Origin of the sequence: Spongiibacter nanhainus (assembly GCF_016132545.1) — a bacterium.
Classification (GTDB): Bacteria; Pseudomonadota; Gammaproteobacteria; order Pseudomonadales; family Spongiibacteraceae; genus Spongiibacter; species Spongiibacter nanhainus.
Genome location: NZ_CP066167.1, coordinates 955,852 through 976,760 on the forward strand (window position 1 = coordinate 955,852; position 20,909 = coordinate 976,760).

At 57.8% G+C, this 20,909-nt stretch carries 20 protein-coding genes; 14 read left to right on the forward strand and 6 right to left on the reverse strand.

The genetic code is table 11. From position 1 onward, the window contains the following. Positions 1-2: 2 nt before the first annotated feature. The 3 genes from hepT to nadC all read right to left on the reverse strand — a co-directional run bounded on the left by hepT (position 3) and on the right by nadC (position 1,780). A complete protein-coding gene (gene hepT, locus I6N98_RS04360) occupies positions 3-434 on the reverse strand; it encodes a type VII toxin-antitoxin system HepT family RNase toxin (RefSeq protein WP_198570579.1) in 432 nt (143 codons plus the stop codon). Continuing rightward, on the reverse strand, positions 424-858 hold the full coding sequence (gene mntA / locus I6N98_RS04365) for a type VII toxin-antitoxin system MntA family adenylyltransferase antitoxin (protein WP_198570580.1): 435 nt from the start codon (positions 856-858) through the stop codon (positions 424-426). Before mntA ends, hepT begins: the two co-directional genes overlap by 11 nt. Positions 859-934: 76 nt before the next feature. Next, positions 935-1,780: a carboxylating nicotinate-nucleotide diphosphorylase gene (nadC, locus tag I6N98_RS04370; protein WP_198570581.1), complete on the reverse strand. Its 846-nt coding sequence runs from the start codon at positions 1,778-1,780 to the stop codon at positions 935-937. 376 nt (positions 1,781-2,156) lie between these two features. On the opposite strand from nadC, the gene I6N98_RS04375 reads away from it, so the two are divergent. The 4 genes from I6N98_RS04375 (at position 2,157) to I6N98_RS04390 (ending at position 6,871) form a co-directional block, all read left to right on the forward strand. Continuing rightward, positions 2,157-4,472, forward strand: a complete 2,316-nt coding sequence (locus I6N98_RS04375; RefSeq protein ID WP_198570582.1) for a DUF1631 family protein — start codon at positions 2,157-2,159, stop codon at positions 4,470-4,472. A gap of 80 nt (positions 4,473-4,552) precedes the next feature. Then, on the forward strand, positions 4,553-5,101 hold the full coding sequence (ampD, locus tag I6N98_RS04380; RefSeq protein WP_198570583.1) for a 1,6-anhydro-N-acetylmuramyl-L-alanine amidase AmpD: 549 nt from the start codon (positions 4,553-4,555) through the stop codon (positions 5,099-5,101). Positions 5,102-5,105: 4 nt separating this feature from the next. After that, positions 5,106-5,990 (forward strand): regulatory signaling modulator protein AmpE, encoded by an 885-nt coding sequence (gene ampE, locus I6N98_RS04385; RefSeq protein ID WP_198570584.1) that lies wholly within the window; start codon positions 5,106-5,108, stop codon positions 5,988-5,990. Then, positions 5,990-6,871 carry an ROK family protein gene (locus tag I6N98_RS04390; RefSeq protein ID WP_198570585.1) on the forward strand — a complete coding sequence of 294 codons (882 nt, stop codon included), beginning with the start codon at positions 5,990-5,992 and terminating at the stop codon, positions 6,869-6,871. The genes ampE and I6N98_RS04390 overlap by 1 nt, the downstream gene beginning before the upstream one ends. Before the next feature lie 198 nt (positions 6,872-7,069). On the opposite strand, the gene I6N98_RS04395 is transcribed toward I6N98_RS04390, so the two are convergent. Beyond that, positions 7,070-7,624 (reverse strand): cob(I)yrinic acid a,c-diamide adenosyltransferase, encoded by a 555-nt coding sequence (locus I6N98_RS04395; RefSeq protein WP_198570586.1) that lies wholly within the window; start codon positions 7,622-7,624, stop codon positions 7,070-7,072. A gap of 69 nt (positions 7,625-7,693) precedes the next feature. Here I6N98_RS04395 and cobU point away from each other — a divergent pair, with 69 nt between their 5' ends. The 3 genes from cobU to I6N98_RS04410 all read left to right on the forward strand — a co-directional run bounded on the left by cobU (position 7,694) and on the right by I6N98_RS04410 (position 9,938). After that, positions 7,694-8,212: a bifunctional adenosylcobinamide kinase/adenosylcobinamide-phosphate guanylyltransferase gene (gene cobU / locus I6N98_RS04400; protein WP_198570587.1), complete on the forward strand. Its 519-nt coding sequence runs from the start codon at positions 7,694-7,696 to the stop codon at positions 8,210-8,212. Positions 8,213-8,280: 68 nt separating this feature from the next. After that, positions 8,281-9,327 (forward strand): nicotinate-nucleotide--dimethylbenzimidazole phosphoribosyltransferase, encoded by a 1,047-nt coding sequence (gene cobT, locus I6N98_RS04405; protein ID WP_198570588.1) that lies wholly within the window; start codon positions 8,281-8,283, stop codon positions 9,325-9,327. After that, positions 9,327-9,938 carry a histidine phosphatase family protein gene (locus I6N98_RS04410; RefSeq protein ID WP_198570589.1) on the forward strand — a complete coding sequence of 204 codons (612 nt, stop codon included), beginning with the start codon at positions 9,327-9,329 and terminating at the stop codon, positions 9,936-9,938. The genes cobT and I6N98_RS04410 overlap by 1 nt, the downstream gene beginning before the upstream one ends. A 19-nt stretch (positions 9,939-9,957) precedes the next feature. Here I6N98_RS04410 and I6N98_RS04415 read toward each other — a convergent pair whose 3' ends face one another. Beyond that, positions 9,958-10,422, reverse strand: a complete 465-nt coding sequence (locus I6N98_RS04415; protein WP_198570590.1) for a hypothetical protein — start codon at positions 10,420-10,422, stop codon at positions 9,958-9,960. 64 nt (positions 10,423-10,486) lie between these two features. Here I6N98_RS04415 and I6N98_RS04420 point away from each other — a divergent pair, with 64 nt between their 5' ends. The 3 genes from I6N98_RS04420 to I6N98_RS04430 all read left to right on the forward strand — a co-directional run bounded on the left by I6N98_RS04420 (position 10,487) and on the right by I6N98_RS04430 (position 15,207). Then, complete coding sequence (locus tag I6N98_RS04420) at positions 10,487-12,142, forward strand: alkaline phosphatase D family protein (protein WP_232787457.1); 1,656 nt, start codon at positions 10,487-10,489, stop codon at positions 12,140-12,142. Between the two features lie 17 nt (positions 12,143-12,159). Beyond that, complete coding sequence (locus tag I6N98_RS04425; protein ID WP_198570591.1) at positions 12,160-14,313, forward strand: metallophosphoesterase; 2,154 nt, start codon at positions 12,160-12,162, stop codon at positions 14,311-14,313. 114 nt (positions 14,314-14,427) lie between these two features. Beyond that, a complete protein-coding gene (locus tag I6N98_RS04430; protein WP_198570592.1) occupies positions 14,428-15,207 on the forward strand; it encodes a PhzF family phenazine biosynthesis protein in 780 nt (259 codons plus the stop codon). A gap of 7 nt (positions 15,208-15,214) precedes the next feature. Here the strand turns inward: I6N98_RS04430 and I6N98_RS04435 are convergent, their stop codons facing one another. Further along, the gene (locus I6N98_RS04435) at positions 15,215-16,138 is read right to left on the reverse strand and encodes a helix-turn-helix domain-containing protein (RefSeq protein WP_198570593.1); all 924 of its coding nucleotides are present in this window, start codon (positions 16,136-16,138) and stop codon (positions 15,215-15,217) included. A 170-nt stretch (positions 16,139-16,308) separates the two neighbouring features. Between I6N98_RS04435 and I6N98_RS04440 the strand changes: the two genes are divergently transcribed. The 4 genes from I6N98_RS04440 to I6N98_RS04455 all read left to right on the forward strand — a co-directional run bounded on the left by I6N98_RS04440 (position 16,309) and on the right by I6N98_RS04455 (position 20,884). Beyond that, complete coding sequence (locus tag I6N98_RS04440) at positions 16,309-17,727, forward strand: aldehyde dehydrogenase family protein (protein ID WP_198570594.1); 1,419 nt, start codon at positions 16,309-16,311, stop codon at positions 17,725-17,727. A 96-nt stretch (positions 17,728-17,823) separates the two neighbouring features. Beyond that, positions 17,824-18,984: an acyl-CoA dehydrogenase family protein gene (locus I6N98_RS04445; RefSeq protein ID WP_198570595.1), complete on the forward strand. Its 1,161-nt coding sequence runs from the start codon at positions 17,824-17,826 to the stop codon at positions 18,982-18,984. Then, a complete protein-coding gene (locus I6N98_RS04450) occupies positions 18,981-19,772 on the forward strand; it encodes an enoyl-CoA hydratase (RefSeq protein ID WP_198570596.1) in 792 nt (263 codons plus the stop codon). The genes I6N98_RS04445 and I6N98_RS04450 overlap by 4 nt, the downstream gene beginning before the upstream one ends. Further along, entirely contained in the window at positions 19,772-20,884 is a 1,113-nt protein-coding gene (locus I6N98_RS04455; RefSeq protein ID WP_232787458.1) for an enoyl-CoA hydratase/isomerase family protein, read from the forward strand. Before I6N98_RS04450 ends, I6N98_RS04455 begins: the two co-directional genes overlap by 1 nt. The last annotated feature ends 25 nt before the right edge of the window (positions 20,885-20,909 follow it).

Consider the following 20,909-nt stretch of genomic DNA (forward strand, 5'->3'; position numbering starts at 1 on the left):
TGCTATCTATCACTGTTTGTCTCTGTGCCCCGTTTTATCAGGATAGCGCCATAGCGCTGAAAATCCCTCAGCCGCTTCTCGACAATGTGGTGAAGCACCTCTATATCTAGCTTTTGGTATTCGTGAATAACAATATTTCTAAAGCCCACCATGCGCTGGAGATTCTCAGATAAGTCCTTCGGGAGTATGCCGGCCGTTTCCAGTAAGGCAAAGCTATCTCTACTGCTTTGGGGCACCCCCAGTCGCTCGGAACGGGATATATGCATCGCCAGGTCGATTGCCGTTTCGCAGGCTCTGAGTACGTTGAGGATAAGCGCGTCCTGGTGGCTTAGGTTGGTTGAGAGGTCTGCGCCAGCGAGGCGATATTCTTCTTTGGCGCGGTCAATGCAGCGCTCTAGTGCCGCTGTTTTATTCAGGATGACGTCATCGACCATAGACAGCGCCTCTGTCTGCGACATCCGCCAGGATGGCGGCGCGCTCTTCATTTAGACGGGCGTAATCCGCGTAGACAAAATCTTCGAAAAGTTCTTGCTCAAATGTGTTCTTGGCAAACAATCGATGTCCGGTGCTAATCACCTGACTGCGAAGGACCGTCGACGCGGTGCTGAGGTCGACTATGTCGACATCCGTGCCAGTGATTTTGGAGAGTTGGTGAGCCAACTCGATTCGCTCCAGTGGGTTAAGCGGCTTTCGTGGGTAGACTGCAATATCGTAGTCGCTGGTACTGTGCGCGTTACCCTTCCCGCGAGAGCCAAAAACATATACCGCCTCGAGGTCTGCGATAGACGTTTTTAGTCGCTGGGCGATCCGGCGCTCTATGTCGCTTGGGTCTGGCTCAGTAGTGTTGAGATTGGACACGGTCTTCCAGCCTGTTGGGGTAACTCGCTGATGCAGAGCCCCAGCATAGCAAATAGATGGGCGCTCCAGTATGCATTTACTCCATCGCCAGCCGCATAGACAAATCAATGGCTTTGGCATGCTTGGTCAGGGCGCCAATAGAGATGTAATCCACCCCGGTTTCGGCGATATCTACCAGCGTCTCGGTACTGACGTTGCCGGATGCCTCCAATTTTGCCCGGTTGGCGGTGATTTTGACGCCTTCGGCCATGTCGGCAAGCCCGAAGTTGTCCAGCATGATGATATCGGCACCAGCTTCCAGGGCTATACTCAGCTCATCCAGGGTTTCCACCTCGACTTCTACCGGTTTGCCGGGGGCGATCTCGCGGGCGGCGGCCACGGCCTTGTCGATGCCACCGCAGGCGGCGATATGGTTTTCTTTGATCAAAAAGGCGTCGTAGAGCCCGACGCGGTGATTGTGGCAACCACCGCAGGTCACCGCGTATTTCTGGGCGGTGCGTAGACCGGGGATGGTTTTGCGGGTGTCCAGCAGTTTGACCGCAGTGTGGGCCACCAGGTCGGCGTATTGCTTGCAAACGGTGGCGGTGCCGGACAGCAGCTGAAGGTAGTTCATTGCGGTGCGTTCACCGGTGAGCAGGGCGGGGGCCGGACCGTGAATTTTGCACAAAACGGTGTTGGGGGCGACCAGCTGGCCATCCCGCACGCACCACTCAATTGTGACGGGGGTCTCAAGTTGGCGAAAAACCTCCTCAACCCACTCAAGCCCGCAGATCACCGCCTGTTCACGGGTAATCAGGGTGGCAGTAGCGGTCTGGTCGTGGGGGATCAAACGTGCAGTAATATCCCCCTCTCCGATGTCTTCGCGGAGGGCAAAGGCCACCGATTGACGGCGATCCTGGTCTAGCTTGTCTGTTAAAACCATATTAAATTCTTGCACTTGGCTGGTAATGTTCAACTTTGTTGGGCTATTCTAGCGGAGGTTACAGGCCGACAATACTGTGACATGGGCAAAATTGCGTATTGTGTCGTAGTGCTGTGCGGTGGTCTGATACCGTCGATGCCAGTGAATGCACGTAATGTATTGGGTATCGGCGCCATGCGAATCGCCAATACGTAGTTCCACCTGTGGTGGTGAACTGCGGCTAAATTATAAATTCAATGGCGAGGCAAGGTAATGAATTCGTGATGTTGGGGTGGTGCTGACACGCGATTTTGGCAAATGGAGTGCCTCTTAATCAACTGGGTCTGGGCTCGTTCTAGAAATCCGCCCAACGCGAGTAAACATTGACAGGCATAGAATGATGGTCGAAGAGTCGCGAAACAACGTCGTTGAAATGCCGGGTAGGCCGGCAAAGACTGAGGAGCTTCCCGCCTCACTCTCCGCGTTGCGGGACGTCGCCGCACGATTTTTGTCTGCCCGTGTCGTTGCGGTATTGGACGATGTGGATGACACTTTGTTCGATATGGCCGATGAAGCGGCCAACGCCAAAGAGCAACACGTTTACTTTGACTCCATGCGGGAGCTGCGGGTTCAGCGTGACAACATCGAAGCCGCCTTTGCCCGTGCTTTTAATGACGAATTCGAGAGAGCCTTTGCTCGCAATGGCAATAGCTCTGCCCTGGAGCGCGGCCAGGCAACTCTGAAGCTGCTGGAATCCGAGGCTCTGGAAGAGTTAGTGGCGCTTGAAGGTATCGCCAAAAAGACCGAACGCCGCTACCTAAAAGAAGTTTGGACCCTGTGCACAGCCTGGCGCCACTTTACCGGCGGTCCGGTGATGGATGCCGCGGACTTACCGCTGGGGCCCGCCAAGATTACCCAGGCCTTGGGCGACGCATGCCGTCAGGCCAACATTGATATCAAAGCCCGCCTGGTACTATTCAAGCAGTTCGAGACCCAGTTATTGAGGCAGTATGACCAGCTTTTTGAAGAGCTGGTGCCCGAGCTTGAGAAGCAGGGTATCTCCGTGTCTTCCCTGGCCGAAGAGATCCAGCGCCCGGTCAAAAGCAAGTCCGCTTCCCCAAAAAAACAGAGAGAGTCAGAGGCTGACGCTGAAGCAGATGTCCAGGCGGCCGAGTCATCCGCACAACAACAGCACGAGTCGGCATCCGCTGAGCTGGTGGGGAGCTTGGCCGAGGCCATCGACCGGCTGCTCACCCAGGAAGAGTCCAAACGTGGTGCCGGGTTGCTGTCTAAACCGTCTTTTTTGATGGCTCTGCAGGACATGCAAAAAGAGCAGCTGGCCCAGCTGGACAGTCAGAAGAAAGTGGGTGACAAGGGCTATGACCTCGCTGGCTTGGAAGACCGCCTTCTTACCCGTCTTGATGCGGTGAATCGCGTGGCGGCTAACGATGCCTCGGCGCTGGCGGCAGAGCACGATCAAAGCACCATTCAACTGGTCGGAGCCTTGTTCCAGTATATGCTCCAGGGCGAGACCCTGGCCGAGCCACTGAAGGCCCTTATTGCCAATCTTCAGGTGCCCATCCTTAAGACCGCGATGCTGGATAAGAATTTTATCGGTCACGAAGAGCACCCTGCACGCAAGCTATTGAGCGCCATTGTGAGCTCCGGCATTGCCTGGTCGCCGACCTCTTCACTGGACAAAGACCCGCTGTACAACAAGGTCCAGGAAGTGGTGCTGAAAGTCCTAAGTGATTTTGGTGTCGACACCCAGATTTTTGTCGATCTCAATGAGGATTTCGAGAAGTTCCAGGGCAAGGCCCAGCGCCGAGCCGAATTGCTCGCTCAACGTACGGTCGATGCAGAAGGCGGTAAGGCCACCGCAGAGACTGCCCGGGGCTATATCAATGGCTTGTTGGATCAGAAGCTCGCCAACGGTGATCACCCCGCCGTAGTGGAAAAAGTTTTGCGGGAAGGCTGGAGCAAAGTGCTGTTCCTCAGTTATGTGCAGCACGGCCCTGCCAGCGAGCGTTTCCGCAGCGACGCCAGCTTTATTGACAGACTGTTATGGAGTGTGGCGCCCTCCGATGACCCCGGTCATCGCAGCGAATTGATTTCCGCTTTGCCGGTATTGGTCGAGACCTTGCGACTGGGCTTTAATCGGGTGTCGTTGAACAACTTTGACACCTCCCAGTGGTTTGAGCAGTTGGAACGCCTGCATTTGGCCAAGCTCAACCGGCAGCCCGCAGCACCCCCCAAAGCGACGGGCGCGACCAGTCTGGCGGACTTGGATCGCGAGCTTGAGGCTCTGGACTCGGATGGTGAGCCTGCGGTTTCGGCCGCTCCCGTACGCCACTCGGTACCGGTACCGCCCCGGGCTAACGAGGGTGCCGATGCAACAGCGCCCGCTGCTGATGGCAGTGAAGACCCGGTTTCCCGTTTGATCGACAACCTCCGGGTTGGCAACTGGGTGGATATCAAGCAGGACAATGGCAAAAGCTTGCGTTGTCGTTTGGCTGCAGTGATCAATGGCATCGGCAAGTATATTTTTGTGAACCGGGCCGGGGTGAAGGTCGCAGAATATAACCGCGATACCCTGGGTGAGGCGATCCGCCAGCACCAGTTCCAGCTGATTGAGGACGACCGGCTGTTTGACCGTGCGCTGGAGTCAGTGATCAGCAACCTGCGGGAAATGAAGGACAAGCCGCTCTCGTAAGCGCCGTTCATTTTTCGGCGTCGTTTCTTTAGCAGGCGGTGCTTCCCGCGCCGCCTGTTTCGCGTCACAATAGCGCGACTATGTATCAAATCGATCAACGTGGCTGGCTGCAAGAAGCCCGTCACTGCCCTTCCCCAAACTTTAATCAGCGGCCCCCGGGGGTCGATATCGACCTGTTGGTGATTCACAACATCAGTTTGCCTCCAGGCGAGTTTGGCGGTCCCTACATTCAGGCACTGTTCTGCAATACCTTAGATTGTCATGCCCACCCTTCCTTTGCTGACCTGGAAGGCCTGCATGTGTCCTCTCATCTGTTGATCGATCGCGGTGGCGAGTGCCACCAGTTCGTCTCTTTTCTCGAACGCGCTTGGCATGCGGGGCTGTCCGAGCACTGTGGCCGGGAGAACTGCAACGATTTTAGTATCGGTATCGAATTGGAAGGGGCCGATACCGTGCCCTACACTCAAGCGCAGTACCAACAGCTGGCTGTGGTGAGCCAAACTTTGCAGTGCTACTATCCCAGCATCTCTTCAGACCGAATTGTCGGGCACAGCGATATTGCCCCAGGGCGGAAGACGGATCCCGGCCCCGCCTTTGACTGGTCTTATTACAAAACGCTACTGGGATAAGCAAATGGAATTTCTCGCAATTCTGATCGCCTGGGGGGCGGTGCAGCTGTGGGGCAGCGGCGGCGCTGTGCAGCGTGACGAGTGGCTGCAGCGCTACAGTGGGTGGCTGAAATCCTTACCCAGCCCGGCACTGCGTATCACCCTGCTGGTGTTGCCCCCGGCGCTGCTGGTGGCACTGGCTGTTGAGGCGCTGCGAGACTGGGTGTTTGGCTTGCCAGCGCTGCTAATGAGCTTGGCGATCTTGCTCTATTCCTTGGGGCGTGGCGACTTTCAAATTCAATTGCGTCTATACCTCAATAGCTGGCAGCGGGGGGATCTGGCGGGTGCTTATCGCCACGGCCAGCATTTCTCAGAAGAACTTTGCGACAGTGGCGCCGACAATGCCTTGGAGCTGCATCACAGCGTGCGCCAAGCCGTGTTTTATCAGGGCTTTGAGCGTTGGTTTGCAGTGGTATTTTGGTTTGTGCTGCTGGGGGCGGGCGGTGCATTGGCCTATCGCATTTTATTTTTGGCGGCGCGACACCGGGCAACCGGGTGCCAACAGGAAGATCGCAACTTGGCTGCCCAGGCGCTCTTTTATATCGAGTGGCTTCCCGTGCGCCTGTTGGGTTTTGCCTTTGCCTTAATCGGTCACTTTGATGACAGCTTTGCCGCCTGGCGCCGCCACAGCTTTGCTGGTGTGGCCGGCGCTAATGACGAGGGGCTCGGTTCTGCTGAGTATCTGGATGCCGTCGGCAGCAAAGCCGTGTCGGTGCGCTTACCCGAGGGCCAAGTAGACGGAGACTGCTTCACGCGAACCGCCGCCGACCAGCTCAGCGCTGTGCAGCAGCTCCTGTCTCGCAGCCTGCTGTGTTGGGTGGCGGTATTGGCGGTGCTGGAAATCTTTTAGTGCGTATTGGCATCGACCTCGGTGGTACCAAGATCGAGGGCGTGGTGCTTGCCGACGATGGCGCGGTGCTGGCCCGCCAACGCATTTCCACACCCGGTAATCACTACCTCAACATTCTTGATGCGGTGTCCGGCTTGGTTACAGATCTGGAGAACCAAGTGGCGACCACCTGCTCGGTAGGAATCGGTACCCCCGGCGCGGCGTCGACGGTGACCGGGCTGATGAAAAACTGCAACACCACCTGCCTCAACGGCCGGCCGCTGGCGGAGGACCTCAGTCTCAAGCTGGGGCGGCGCGTTCGTATCGCCAATGACGCCAATTGCTTTGCCCTGTCCGAAGCGGTGGATGGCAGTGGCGCCAATGCCGAGGTGGTCTTTGGTGTCATCATCGGCACTGGTGTGGGCGGTGGTATCGTGATCAACCGGCAGATTTTGCGGGGCCACAATGCCATTGGTGGCGAATGGGGGCACAACCTCTTTCCAGGGCAGAGCGAGGGCCGCCCTTGCTATTGCGGTCGTCAGGACTGTGTCGAGACCTGGCTGAGTGGCGCTGGCTTAGCGGCCAGCTATCGCGCCCAGGGTGGCAAGGCTGACAACGGCAAAGCTGTGGCTGACAAGTTGGCGGGCGGCGACCTTTTGGCCAAGAGGGTGATTAAGGACTATTGCCGGCAATTGGCCCGGGCCTTGAGCGTGGTCTGCAATATTCTCGACCCGGGAGTCATCGTGTTGGGAGGAGGGCTTTCCCAGCTTCCCGATTTGGCGCCTCGGACTACAGAGGCGCTTCGGCAAATGGTGTTTTCCGATGCCTGTAACACCGAAGTGCGTATTGCAAAGTACGGGGATGCCAGTGGCGTGCGGGGTGCCGCCTGGTTGTGGGAGTAGGGTGGACATCGCTTTTATGTCCACCGGAATAATCACGCCATGGTGGTGGTATCGCGATGGACGCGGCGGATATCACCGCGGTGTCGGCCCTTCGGCTGGAAGGTAGGGTGGACAGCGCTTTTTCTGTCCACCGGATTTTGAATGCGCCATGGTGGTGGCATCGCGATGGACGCGGCGGACACAAATACGGTGTCCGCCCTACCGCTTATCGGCGGGTACCCAAAGTACTTCATCGCCGCCGTCTCGCCGCGCTAATAAGCGCGCCATGACAAATAGCAGGTCCGACAGGCGGTTGAGATATTGACGCGTGGTGTCGTTGATCTCGTCGCTGCGACTCAATGCAACCACGCAGCGCTCTGCTCGACGGCACACGGCCCGGGCTAAATGGCACAGGGACGCAGGTTTGCTACCGCCGGGGAGGATAAAATTCTTTAGCGGCGGAAGGTCTTCGTTGAGCTCGTCCAGTGTGCTTTCCAGCTCACCGATCCGATCGGCGCTGACCAGTGTGTAGCCGGGGACCGCCAGCTCGCCACCCAAATCAAACAGGTCGTGTTGGATGCGGGACAGGATGGCGGTATAGGGGTCTTCGGCACTCAGCTCGGTGATCAGTAAGCCAATATGGGAGTTCAGCTCGTCGACGGTGCCGATGGACTCCATGCGCTGGTGGTCCTTGTTGATCCGGGAGCCATCCCCCAGACCAGTGGTGCCATCGTCGCCGGTTCGGGTGTAGATCTTGGACAGGCGGTGACCCATATTTCCCTCTGTTTGCTGCTGTCTTGTAGAATGCGCCACTATACGCGATCAGGCGAGCGGAGCAATCGAGTGCTGGAATTGTATTTGGGCGGGGCCCGATCCGGAAAAAGCCGGCTGGCAGAGGCCCGGGCCTTGGCTAGCGGCTTGACCCATACCTATATCGCCACCGCCACAGCAGAAGATGCCGAAATGGCCACGCGTATTGCCCATCATCGACAGCAGCGGGAGGGGCAGGGCTGGCACACCATTGAAGCGCCAGAGGCGCTGACCGATGCGCTGATCAATCATGCCCAGGCGGGCCACTGCGTGTTGGTGGACTGTCTTACCTTGTGGCTGAGCAATTGGTTGTCCCGAGAGGATGAGTCCCTGTGGCAGTCGGTGCGGGACGAGTTTTTGCGCACTTTGCAGACCTTGCCCGGGCAGGTGATTCTGGTGAGCAATGAAGTGGGGCAGGGCGTAGTGCCAATGGGCGAGCTGAGTCGCCGCTTCGTGGACGAGTCGGGTCGATTGCATCAAGCTATTGCCGCCCAGGCCGATCGGGTGGTGTTGGTGACTGCGGGTTTGGAGCAGGTTCTCAAAGAATCCTGAGGGCCGCACTTAGCCCCAAACTTCGCAAATAAGACAACAAACTACACAGACAAAATGGGAATTAGGTCGTGACTGAATGGTATTTACAGCCCGCCAAGGAGCCGGATGAGGACATCCGCGCCCAGGCCCTCGAGCGGCAGGACAACCTCACTAAGCCCAAGGGTTCCCTGGGCAAACTGGAAAGCGTGGCGGTGCAGCTGTCGGCGGCGCAAGGAACGCTGACTCCCAGCGTGGAAAAACCTTTGATCGTGGTGTTTGCTGGTGATCATGGCGTCACGGTTGAGGGTGTCTCTGCCTATCCGCAAACCGTTACCGCGGAGATGGTGCGCAATTTTGCCGAGGGTGGGGCTGCCATCAGTGTGTTGGCCAAATCTATGGGAGTGGATTTCAAGGTCGTCAACGTCGGCACGGTGTACGCTATTGAGGACCTGCCCAATGTGATCGATATGCGGGTCGCGGCGGGTACCCAGAACATGTGTGTGACCGAGGCGATGACGCTGGAACAGTGTGAAGAAGCCTTTGTGGTCGGTCGCGATGTGATTGATCAGGCTGGCGATGTGGATATCTTTATCGGCGGCGAGATGGGGATTGGCAACAGTACCGCGGCGGCGGCACTGGCGGTGGCCCACACCCGCTTGTCTGCCACGGCGATGGTAGGACGCGGCACCGGGATCAGTGATCAGGTGCTAAGCAAAAAGGCCGCTGTGGTGACCCGGGCGATGTCCAAGCACCTGCCCCATATGAAAAACGGTGTGGAAACCCTGCGCCGAATTGGCGGTTTCGAGATCAGCGCGTTAGTGGGTGCTTACATTCGCTGTGCGCAAAAAGGGATAGCGGTGTTGGTGGACGGCTATATCTGTACCGCCGCCGCCATGTCTGCCATTAAGGTCAACCCCAGTATCCGCCCCTGGTTGATTTTCTCCCACTGCTCCGCAGAACCCGGTCACAGTCGCCTGCTCAGTAAGATGGATGCCGAGGCGCTACTGCAGCTGGATATGCGCCTTGGTGAAGGCAGCGGTGCGGCGCTGGCCCTGCCTATCGTGCAGGCGGCGTGTCGTCTGCAAAATCAGATGGCCAGCTTCGAGCAGGCCGGCGTAAGCCGCGGCGACGACTGATGCCCCGGCCCGTTGTCACCCAGATTGACCTGCTTCGCCACGGCGCCTGTGAGGGCGGTGAAATTTTTCGCGGCAGCACCGATGTATTGCTCAGTGAGGAAGGCTGGCAGCAAATGCGGGCCAAAGTCGCCGGGGTCGGTTTCTCAGGCTGGTCCACCATTGTCAGCTCGCCGCTAAAGCGCTGCCATCATTTCTCCGCGGAGCTGGCCGAGCAGACTGACTTACCCATGATTCTCGAGCCAGAACTGCGCGAGATGCATTTCGGCGATTGGGAGGGCTTACCCCACGCCGAGGCACAGCGGCTGGACCCCCAAGCCTGGCAACAGTTCTGGCAGTCGCCAGATCAGGCCAGCCCCCCCAATGGCGAAGCCATGCCGGATTTCTGCCGTCGGGTCACGGGGGCTATTGATGGGCTGGTTGAGCAGTATCAGGGTGAGTCGCTGTTGGTGGTTGCCCACGGTGCGGTCAATCGGGTGGTGATTTGCCATTGGCTGGGCATGCCGATGGGGGCGATGACCCGGCTGTCAGTGCCCTATGCCGGCTTAACCCGCTTTAAGATTTATCATCAAGCGGGGCAGGCCCCCTGGTATCAATTGGACAGCCACTTTTAGCTGCCCTTGCGAACCCTCTTTAGGCCCCGGGTTTGCTGATATCTGGCTGGGACACCGGACGGCTGCCGACAATCACCCACTTGTTATCTCGACGCTGGAATTGATACTCGGCGTGGTGGACCTGGGTTTCACCGGCAGCAAACTCGCCAAAACTGCTTTTGTACTGAAGATAGGCAATGTTGTAGGGCTCCAGTTTGTGCATGCTGACCACGGTGTCGAAGTCTTCTGGAAAGTGTAGCGCGACATCGATAATGGCGCGGGCTTTGTCTCCCTGCTGTTCTTTTTCCCGGATGGTGAGGGATGCCACTTCAAAAATAGGCGGTTCCGCCAGCTCGTTTAAATTGTTCCGCAATAAATGCTCGGCAATATAGTCGGTGAAGTGAACCGGCTTGTTGCTGCAGGCGCTGAGCAGTATCGTTAGTGCGCTTAACCAGGCGCCGCGCCGCACGGCTCGGCCAATCCCCAATGTTGACACTTGCAACATAATTGTCATGTCCTCTTATTAAACTGTCAGCTCCTGTGTTCATAACGACCCGAGTGAGCTGCACGTGGATCGCCGACTGTTTCTCAAAGCCCTGACTACCACTTCAATTGCCGTACCGATACTGACAGCCTGCGGAGGCGGGAGCAATCCTCGCAACGCCGCTAACCCGGTTTCGACGGCGTCTACCGCCAATACCCAAAACCTGAGTTCCGGGCTGCGCTTTGACCACGGCGTTGCCAGTGGTGACCCCTTGGACGATCGTGTCATTCTCTGGACCCGAGTGACTCCCGACTCAGCCAATCCCGCCGCAGTCACCGTACTTTGCGAAATTGCTGAAGACCCGGCGTTTGAGCAAGTGGTGCTGTCTGAACAAATGGCGACTGGCCCCGACCGGGACTATACCGTAAAACTGGATGCCGCTGGTCTGCTGGCGGATCGCCGTTACTGGTATCGCTTCAGTACCGCCGATACCGTGTCACCGGTGGGGCGGGCCCGCACTCTGCCCATGCCCGGCCAATTTGTCGAGCGCCTGCGCTTTGCCGTGTGCTCCTGTAGTAGCTATCCCCACGGTTATTTCTCGGTGTACCGGATGATTGCCAATCGGGACGATCTCGATTTCGTCCTCCACCTCGGTGACTATATTTACGAATACGGCGACGGTCAGTACGGCGACAATGCCAGCCGTTTGCTGGACCCGCCCCACGAGATTGTCAGTCTTTCCGACTACCGCCGCCGCTACGCTCACTATCGCAAAGATGTGGATTTACAGACGGCCCACGCGACTCATCCTTTCATTACGGTGTGGGACGACCACGAGTCTACTAACGATTCCTACAAAGACGGCGCCGAAAATCACAATGAGGGCGAAGGCGATTGGCAGGAGCGCAAGCTCCGCGCCATCCAGGCCTATTTTGAGTGGATGCCCATCCGTCCCCCAACTCAAGAACAAGACAGCATCTACCGCGACTTCCAATACGGTGACCTGGCTAACTTTATGATGTTGGATACCCGCCTGGAAGGTCGGGAGAAGCAGCTGGACAACCCAGTCGATCCGGCGCGCAGCGAACCGCGGGATCTGCTCGGCCAGACTCAGAAAGACTGGTTTAAGCACAAGCTGGCCACCGCCCAAGGGCAGTGGAAGTTTGTTGGCCAGCAGGTCATGTTCGCTCAGCTGCAGCTGTTGGAAATCCAGCGGCTGCTGCCGCAAGTGCCCACCAATGATTTCAGTCCGCTGATCGCTATCAATATGGATCAGTGGGACGGCTACCCCAGCGAGCGTGAAGAGATTTTGGACTTTGTCGATGACGAGGGTATAGAAAACCTCGTGGTGTTAACTGGCGATATTCACACTAGCTGGGCCAACGAGCTGTATAAAAGCAGTGCGGTACTAACCAGCGGCGTACTGGACGACCCCCTCGGCGTTGAGTTTGTCACGCCCAGTGTCACCTCTCCCGGTTTTCCCGAAGGTGCGGCCCAGCTGGTGTCGGCCATACTGCCGGTGGTCAATCCACATATGAAGTATACGGACCTGAATAACAAAGGTTTTATTCTGATGGATGTGAATCGCCAGCGGGCCCAGGCGGAGTACTACTACGCCGCGGATATCTCGGACCCTGCCCAGTCAGGTGTCGAGTCCGATAAAGTGAAGACCGTGGCTGTTAAAGCCGGCACCAACCGCTTGATTGAAGACACGCCGGTCAGTCGTCCCCGCCAAATCTAACGCCCGAGGAGTTATCCATGTTGCATAGCAAAGTCGTCTGCCGATGGTTGTTGATCGGCATTTTTGCGAGCGTTCTGGCCGCCTGTGGTGGCTCGTCAAGTTCTTCATCTAACAATGGTGGTGGCGATGATGGCGGCACCGTAGACGGTGGTGCCGCTGACGGTGGCAATAATAACGACGGCGGTGCTTCCGATGATGGCGGTAGTTCAAATGGCGGCGGTTCTGGCGATGGTGGCGCCGGCGACGATGGCGGTGATGACGGCAGTGTTGTCCAAGAGCCAGTGGTCCGCATGATCCTGATCGGCGACAGTGGCAGCGGCAGCGATGGCGCCTACGCGGTCGGTCAGGCCATCGAAAAAGTCTGTGCCGCGCGCGGCTGTGATTTGGTATTGGGGCTGGGTGACAATATCTACGAGTCGGGTGTGTCCTCTGTCATGGATCCGCAGTTTGAAGAAAAATTTGAGCTGCCTTTTGAGCCGGTGGATTTGCCTTTCTATATGGTCTTGGGCAACCACGACAACAGTGAGTTCTTCGGCGGTGATGGCGCCGGCAATGCCAACGGTGATTTTCAGGTGGATTATCACTACCGCGATGCCGAGTACCCCGATGAAGCCCGGCTGACTAGTCGTTGGAAAATGCCGGAGCGTAATTACCGATTCACTGAAGGCCAACAGAGCAATGGCCAACCCTTTATTGAGTTGTTTGGCGTTGACTCTAACCAGGTGGCCGGAGGCTTTCCGGACAGCGATGAAAACTATTCCTACAACAACTACGGTCTGGCCCAGGCCCAGTGGCTAAAAACCGCTATGGCATCCAGCCAGGCCCAGTGGCGGCTGGTGTTTGCCCACCACCCATACGTATCCAACGGTAGCCACGGCAATGCGGGTAACTACGACGGCATTCCCAGTTTTATTGCTCCGGTGCTGGCCGGTGAGCGCTACAAAGCCTTTGTTGAGGAAACCTTTTGCGACAAGGCAGACTTTTTCTTTGCCGGTCACGACCACGATTTGCAATGGCTGATGGATACACCTGCCTGCGGTAAAACGGAGTTTATTGTCTCCGGTGCCGCCAGTAAGACACGAAGCATTGAGCGTCGGGATGAAAACCCGGTGCACTATGAGAAAGGGGATAGCTACGGCTTTTTCTGGGTGGAGTTCCGCGGTGATCAGATGACGGGAGAAGTCTTTGAGGTGGACCCCAATGCCGCCGATCTCGGCCTGGGTTCCCTGGCGGATCCGATCCCAGCTTTTGCCCGCAGCATCACCCAGCGGGCCTCAGTGGGACTGCCGGAGAACGACGGCTTCACCAGCCCACTGTTGGCGGACACTAAATTCGACGTCGATGGGGAAAGCGGCAATCTAGACCCGGTGCAAGCTCAGTTGCGCGACGGCTTTGCCGCGCTGGCGGAAAACACCCCTGAGGCCAATATGGCGGCGTTGATGGCGGCTGTGGGGGAGTCCTCGGTGGCGCTGATTGAGGTTGTGGATTCGCTGCTTACCGGCCTGCAGGGTGCCGCCACTGAACAAAATCCGGAACTGGCCGCCGCCGGCTCTGCCCGGGCCATGCAATCGCTGCTGTATGCGCTGCAATCTTTACAAAGCAGTATCGATGTCGCTGAGGAAAACGGAGGGCTGCCGGCGCCCTTTGATCAGTTAGGTGGGATTTTCGAAAATTTCCCCCCCGATCTCGGCGGCGGCGATGACAGCCCGGAGGCGAATCTAAGAAAGCTCACCGATGCCCTGAATGCTTTGGCACTGAATATACAAGGTGTGGTGGATGCCGTTGAGGAAGAGGGCGGCAGCGTGCCGATGGTGGGAGGTGCCCTGTCCCTGCTGTCTGAGTTACTATTTGATGTGACTCGCACCGTGGATGCCGTGGGCAATGTGAGTGTTAGTGAAGTGGGGCAGGTCCTGGTTTCCACCATCGATGACCTGTTGTCCAACCTGCTGCTTAAGGTCATCCCGATTGAAGAGTTTGCGCCACAGGAAGTGACCGACGCCATCGGTTTGGGGCCGGCCTTTTTCAGTAGTGTGCTACTGGCTGTGACCCGGGAAGTGGGTTACTTGTTGGACAACAACCTGATTCCGCCGCTTGCCCCAATCTTTGGCGCGCTGGATTCTCTGTTGCTCACACCATTATTGGATGGCTTGGCGAGCCTAAGCGAACTGTAGGGCAGACAGCGCAGTATCTGTCCGCCGTTTACCTAATTGCCTGACGCGGCGTACCTAAAAAGCGATGTAAGCCGGACTCGCCAGCCGATACCGGGATTACCTTGGGGGTAGCCCATGAAATATTACCTTGTCGATGCCTTTGTGACCGAGCGGGCGTTTTCTGGCAACCCTGCCGCGATATGCTTGGTGGACAAGCCTTTGCCCGAGTCGGTGATGCAGTCTCTGGCCAGCGAGTTTAACCTCTCTGAAACGGCGTATCTGGAACCTTTGCGGGAGGGGCAATGGGGTTTGCGTTGGTTTACCCCGGAAGTGGAGGTGGACCTGTGCGGTCACGCCACCCTGGCGGCCGCCCACGCCCTGTGGGAGAGCGGTGTCACCAACAGTGACCGCATCGAGTTTGCCACCCGCAGCGGCATACTCACTGTAATGCGCCAGCCTCCGTCGTTGATGATGTCCTTCCCCCGCGTTGCGACAACGCCGGTTGATGACACGTCATCTCTAAGGCCGATTGCGCCAGGGCTGGTGAATGCGGCGACTGCGGGCGCTGACATGCTGTTGGAGCTGAGCGATCAGCAGGCGGTTGAGTCATTTTTACCCGACTTGGCTGCTATTGCGGCCCTGCCCTGTCGGGGCGTGATGGTGACGGCTGCTGGCCAGCACTGCGACTTTGTGTCGCGATTTTTTGCGCCGGGGGTCGGCATTGATGAGGACCCGGTCACCGGCTCCGCCCACTGTGCCCTGGCTGATTATTGGTCATCCAAACTGGGTAAAACAGCGCTGTCAGCGCGCCAGTTATCCCAACGCGGCGGTGCCATTGATATTGAATTGTCTGATTCCGGCGTGACCCTGCAGGGGCGGGCGGTGACCGTGGCGACAGGGCAGGTACTGCTGTAGTTCGCCTTTAGCTGCGTCGGTGTGTGCGGTACTCACTGGGGGACACCCCCATGGTTTTCTTAAACAAGCGGGAAAAATAATAGGCATCGTTGTAACCCACCGCCGCGGCGACCTGCTTCACCGATTTGGTGGTGCTGTCCAGCAAATAGCAGGCCCGCTGAATTTTCATATTAATAAAATACTGAATCGGCGCCTGGCCACTCCAGCTTTTGAATTTCTTGATGAAGTGGTACTTGGAGAGGTTGCTGGCGGCAGCCAGTTCGTCCAGGTTTAAATTGCCGTGGACTCGTTCCTGCATCATCGCCCGCAGGCGCTCCCAGTCCATGCTTTTGCCACTTTGGGGCTGTTTTTGCCTGACTAACAAGGCGATATAACTGAGTAGGGCCTGCATCTGGTGGCAGCCCTGAACAAACTCCGCCAGTTGGTAGGCGCTGCGGCGCAGCTCCGACAAGCCGTCAAAAATCCTCACCACTCGGGGTTGCACGCCAATATTCAGCACCGGGGTGGTCATTTGCGTGTGCAGATAAAAGTTGCCGGCCAAGCGGCCGTTGTAGTGAAGCCAATAAATGGTCCAGGGCTCTTTGTCGTCGGCGCGATAGGCGTGGGCGTGGTCTTTGGGCAGCAGCACAATATCGCCCTGGCCGACTTGATAGGAGCGGTCGTCGCAGACCAGCGTGCCCTTGCCGTCAATGCAGTAAATGAGCAGATAGTCATTGTGACGACGGCGTTGCATGCGGTGCCCCTTCGCCTGGGGGTAGTAGCCCATGGCGGTGGGGTAGAGGCCCTCGGTGAGGGGGTGCCGGGCCAATTGCTCCACCATGAAATGGGGCGTTAAAAAGCGCACTCCATCCAGTGACAGCGGCCAGTCTGAGGTTTGCGGACCGGGTTCAGGAGCCGTTAAATCGGCTTGTGGCAGTGGCGAAGGTTCCATTGGGCTCATGCTTGGCCGGTTTAAAGAATTGGGAGTGCGCAATATAGTCCATCAACTGACCAAGATAATCAATCGCAAGGGTCGCGGGATTATGCTTATATAAACACCATTGTTGACCCTGCTCGGGCCAGGGTGGGGCGACGACAATTACTATAAATTGGAGCATCCCAATGGTCGCAGAAACCCAAGTGGCTTCCACAGAAGAAGCCAAAATGATCCAGTCCCTGATCGAGCGCTCCCGCAAAGCGCAGGCGCAGATCGAAAATTACAGCCAGCAACAGATTGACGAGCTGATTACCGCCATGGTGTGGGCGGTGGCGCGCCCCGACGTGGCGGAGAAAATTGCCCAGTTCACCGTAGAGGAAACCCAGCTGGGTAACTACGAGGGCAAGTACCTCAAGATCTTCAAGAAAACCCGCGCCGCCCTCTACGATATCATCGACGACAAGTCTGTGGGCATCATTGAGGAAGACAAAGAGCGCAATATCGTCAAAATTGCCAAGCCGGTTGGGGTTATCGGTGCTTTGACACCCTGCACCAACCCGGAAGCGACGCCGGTGATCAAGTCGATCTCGGCGGTCAAAGGTCGCAATGCCATCATTATTGCGCCGCACCCCCGCTCCAAGCTGACCAACAAAATGATCTGCGATCTGATGCGCGAGGCCATTGTGGCCTGTGGCGCCCCCGCCGATCTGGTGATCTCCATCGACAACCCGTCGCTGGAGCTGACCGGCGAGCTGATGAAACAGTGCGATCGCATCCTCGCCACTGGCGGCGCGGCGATGGTCCAGTCCGCCTACTCTAGCGGCACCCCGGCCCTGGGTGTGGGCGCCGGCAATGCGGTGATCACCGTCGACGATACTGCCGATCTGGACGAGGCGGCAGAGAAAATCCGCATTTCCAAGACGCTGGATTTGGCGGCGTCCTGTTCCTCCGACAATTCCGTGATCGCCTTTGAATCCATCAAGGACGCCCTGCTGGAAAATCTTCAGGCCCAAGGCGGCTATATTTGCAACGAGGAAGAAAAAGCCAAGCTACAGGCCATTATTTGGGAAGACGGTCATATCGCCTCTCGCATAGTGGCGCAGCCCGCAGAAAAGCTGGCGGAAATGGCAGGCATCGACCTCCCTGAAGGCAAGTCATTCTTTATCGTTCCCGAGACGGGGGCAGGCCCAGATCACCCCTTCTCCGGAGAGAAAATGTCTGTGGTCATGGCCTTCTATACCGCCAAAGATATCGACGACGCCATTGCTATCACCAATGCGATCCAGGCCTACCAGGGTCAAGGTCACAGCTGTGGCATTTACTCCTACAAAGACGACAATATTCTCAAGTTTGCCAACGCCACCAAAACTTCCCGGGTGATGGTTAACCAGCCCCAGGCGCCATCCAATAGCGGCAACCTGTGGAACGGCATGCGCCAGACCTTTTCGCTGGGTTGTGGCAGTTGGGGTGGCAATGCCACCAATAACAACATCACCTGGCAGGACCTGATCAACGTCACCTGGGTCTCCCGTAACCTGGATAAGTCCAAAGAGCTGCCGGCCGACGACGTGCTGTTTGCCAGTGCCATGGGCAAACTCAAGTAAGTTCCCACCGAGGTGCCCCCGCGGTTTTGGGGGGCGCCTGTTTTATCTGTGGCCGAATAACATTATTGAGAGTGAGGGGAGCCGCCCGGAACTGCTATGGACTTTACTTTAACCGAAGATCAGATCGCCTACGCCGACAGCGCGCGGCAATTCGCCGAGGGGGTGTTTAAACCCAACGCTGCGCAGTGGGACGCTGAGCACATATTCCCCAAGGATGCGCTAAAACAGGCTGGCGAGCTGGGTTTTATGGGGCTCTATACCCCGGAGGAGGCCGGCGGCCTGGGCATGAGCCGGCTCGATACCAGCTTGATTGTCGAGGAGTTGGCCAAGGGCTGTACTTCCACCACGGCGTTTTTAACCATCCACAATATGGCCACCGGCATGGTGGGTCGCTACGGCCAGGCGGCCTTGATCGAGGAGATCTGCCCGGGTCTGGTCAGCGGTGAAAAACTGGCCTCCTACTGTTTGACCGAACCTGGCGCTGGCTCCGATGCTGGCAACCTGCGCAGTACCGCCCGGCGCGACGGCGACAATTACATCGTTAACGGCAGCAAAATGTTTATCTCCGGTGCCGGCTCCACCGACACCTTGGTGGTCATGCTGCGCACCGGTGATGCTGGCGCCAAGGGCATTACCGCTTTTGCTATTCCCGCCGACAGCGACGGCATCAGCTACGGCAAGCGGGAAGAAAAGATGGGCTGGAACAGCCAGCCCACCGGCACCATCACTTTTGAGGACGTGGTGGTACCCGCCGCCAACCGCCTTGGTGAAGAGGGTCAGGGCTTTAAGATCGCTATGCAGGGCTTGGACGGCGGTCGTATCAATATTGCCACCTGTTCCATCGGCACCGCTCAGGCGGCGCTGGAGACCGCTACTGACTATGTTAAAGAACGCAAGCAGTTCGGCCAGGCGATCGCCGATTTCCAGAATACCCAATTCAAATTGGCGGACATGGCGACCCAATTGGTCGCAGCCCGGCAAATGGTGCGCCTGGCGGCCTTCAAACTGGACCAGGGCGAGTCCGACGCCACCACTTACTGCGCGATGGCCAAGCGTTTTGCCACTGACGTGTGCTTTGCCATCTGCAACGATGCGCTACAGTTGCACGGTGGCTACGGCTACATTCGGGAATACCCGCTGGAGCGTCATGTGCGCGATACCCGGGTTCATCAGATTCTCGAAGGCACCAACGAAATCATGCGGGTCATTATTGGCCGCCGACTGTTAATGGAAGGAGCACTGGAGCTAATAAAATGAGTGAATACAGCCCGACCGACAAACTGAAAGTCGAGATCATTGAGCACACCGCCCTGGTCACTATCGACAACCCTGGCGCCAACACCTGGGATGCCGAATCCCTGACCGGCCTGAAAACTCTGGTCGCCAACCTCAATGCCGACCGCAATATCTACAGCTTGGTGATCACCGGCGCTGGCGAAAAATTCTTCTCCGCGGGTGCCGACCTGAAAATGTTTGCCGACGGCGACAAGGAAGTGGCCCAGGATATCGGCCTTAAATTTGGCCAGGCCTTTGAGGCCCTGGCGGATTTTCGCGGTGTCTCCATTGCAGCCATCAATGGCTTTGCCATGGGCGGTGGCCTGGAGTGCGCCCTGGCCTGCGATATTCGCATCGCTGAAGAGCAGGCCCAGCTGGCGCTGCCGGAAGCCAAGGTGGGGCTGTTGCCCTGCGCGGGCGGCACCCAGCGTCTGACCCAGCTGGTGGGCAGTGGCTGGGCCAAGCGGGTAATTCTCTGTGGTGAGCGCCTCAAAGCGGCCAAAGCCCTGGATATCGGCCTGGTCGAGGAGGTGGTGGCCACTGGCGCGGCCAAGGAAACCGCGCTGGAAATGGCCAAGCAAGTTGCCGCCCAGAGCCCCGTTGCGGTGACTTACTGTAAAGAATTGATTCATCAAGCCCGGCAAGAGACCATTCCCAAAGGCCTGTTGCTGGAGCGGGAGCGCTTTGTTCAGCTCTTCGACACGGCTGACCAGAAGGAGGGTGTTAACGCCTTCCTGGACAAACGCAACCCGGAATGGAAAAACGCCTGATGACTGAAGAAGTCCTGTTTGAAGAGCGCGAAACCGCCAGCGGCTTAAAGTTGGGGATTGTCACGCTCAATGTCGAGAAAACTCTCAACTCGCTAACCCTCAACATGGTGGAGCAAATGCTCACCACCCTGTCGGATTGGCGGCAGCGCAGCGAGATCGCCTGCGTCTTTATCCGCGGCGCCGGTGACAAAGCCTTCTGCGCCGGCGGCGATGTGCAGGCCCTATACCGCTCGGCGGTAGAGCAGCCCGGCGGCCCCTGTGAGTACGCCGAACGTTTCTTTGAGGTGGAGTACCGGGTCGACTACCTGATCCACCAAATGGGCAAGCCGGTTATCGTGTGGGGTCACGGCATTGTGATGGGTGGCGGCATGGGTATTTTTGCCGGCGGCAGCTATCGGGTGGTGACGGAAAAATCCCGCCTGGCGATGCCGGAAATTACCATCGGTCTGTATCCGGATGTGGGCGGCAGCTACTTTCTCAATCGCACCCCGGGCAGTACGGGCCTGTTCCTGGCGCTCACCGGCGTGCCCTTTAACGCGGCGGATGCCCTTTACCTGGGGATGGCCGAGGGCTTTATCCAACACGAGAAATTGGACTCAGTACTAGAGGCCTTGGTGGACACACCGTGGTCTACCGGCGTGGGGGACAACCACGAGCGGGTGCTGGAGTTGATGCGGGGATTTGCCGAGCAGAGCACCGGGGCCTTGCCGGAGGGCAATGTAGAGGCTCAAGCGGCCGCGATCGACGGTTTGTGTGATCAGACTGACGACACCGCCATGATTGAGGCCATCATCAATCTCGACAGCGACAACCCCTGGTTGCAAAAGGCGTCGGCCACCCTGGCCGCCGGTTCGATGCTCAGCGCCCGTCTGATACCTGCGCAGTTGCGGCGCTGTGCTGGCATGAATCTAAAGGACGTCTTCCAGCAGGAGCTGATTACCTCTACCAACACCGTCCGCCACCCGGAATTTGCCGAGGGCGTGCGGGCATTGTTGATCGATAAAGACCGCAATCCCCAGTGGCGCTACGCTGCGGCGGCGGACGTGCCCGCTGACGAAATCGACGCGCGGCTCACCGCGCCCTGGGACAGCAACCCGCTGGCGGATATCTAAGCTTGTGGCGCCCGCTCAGTGGCGC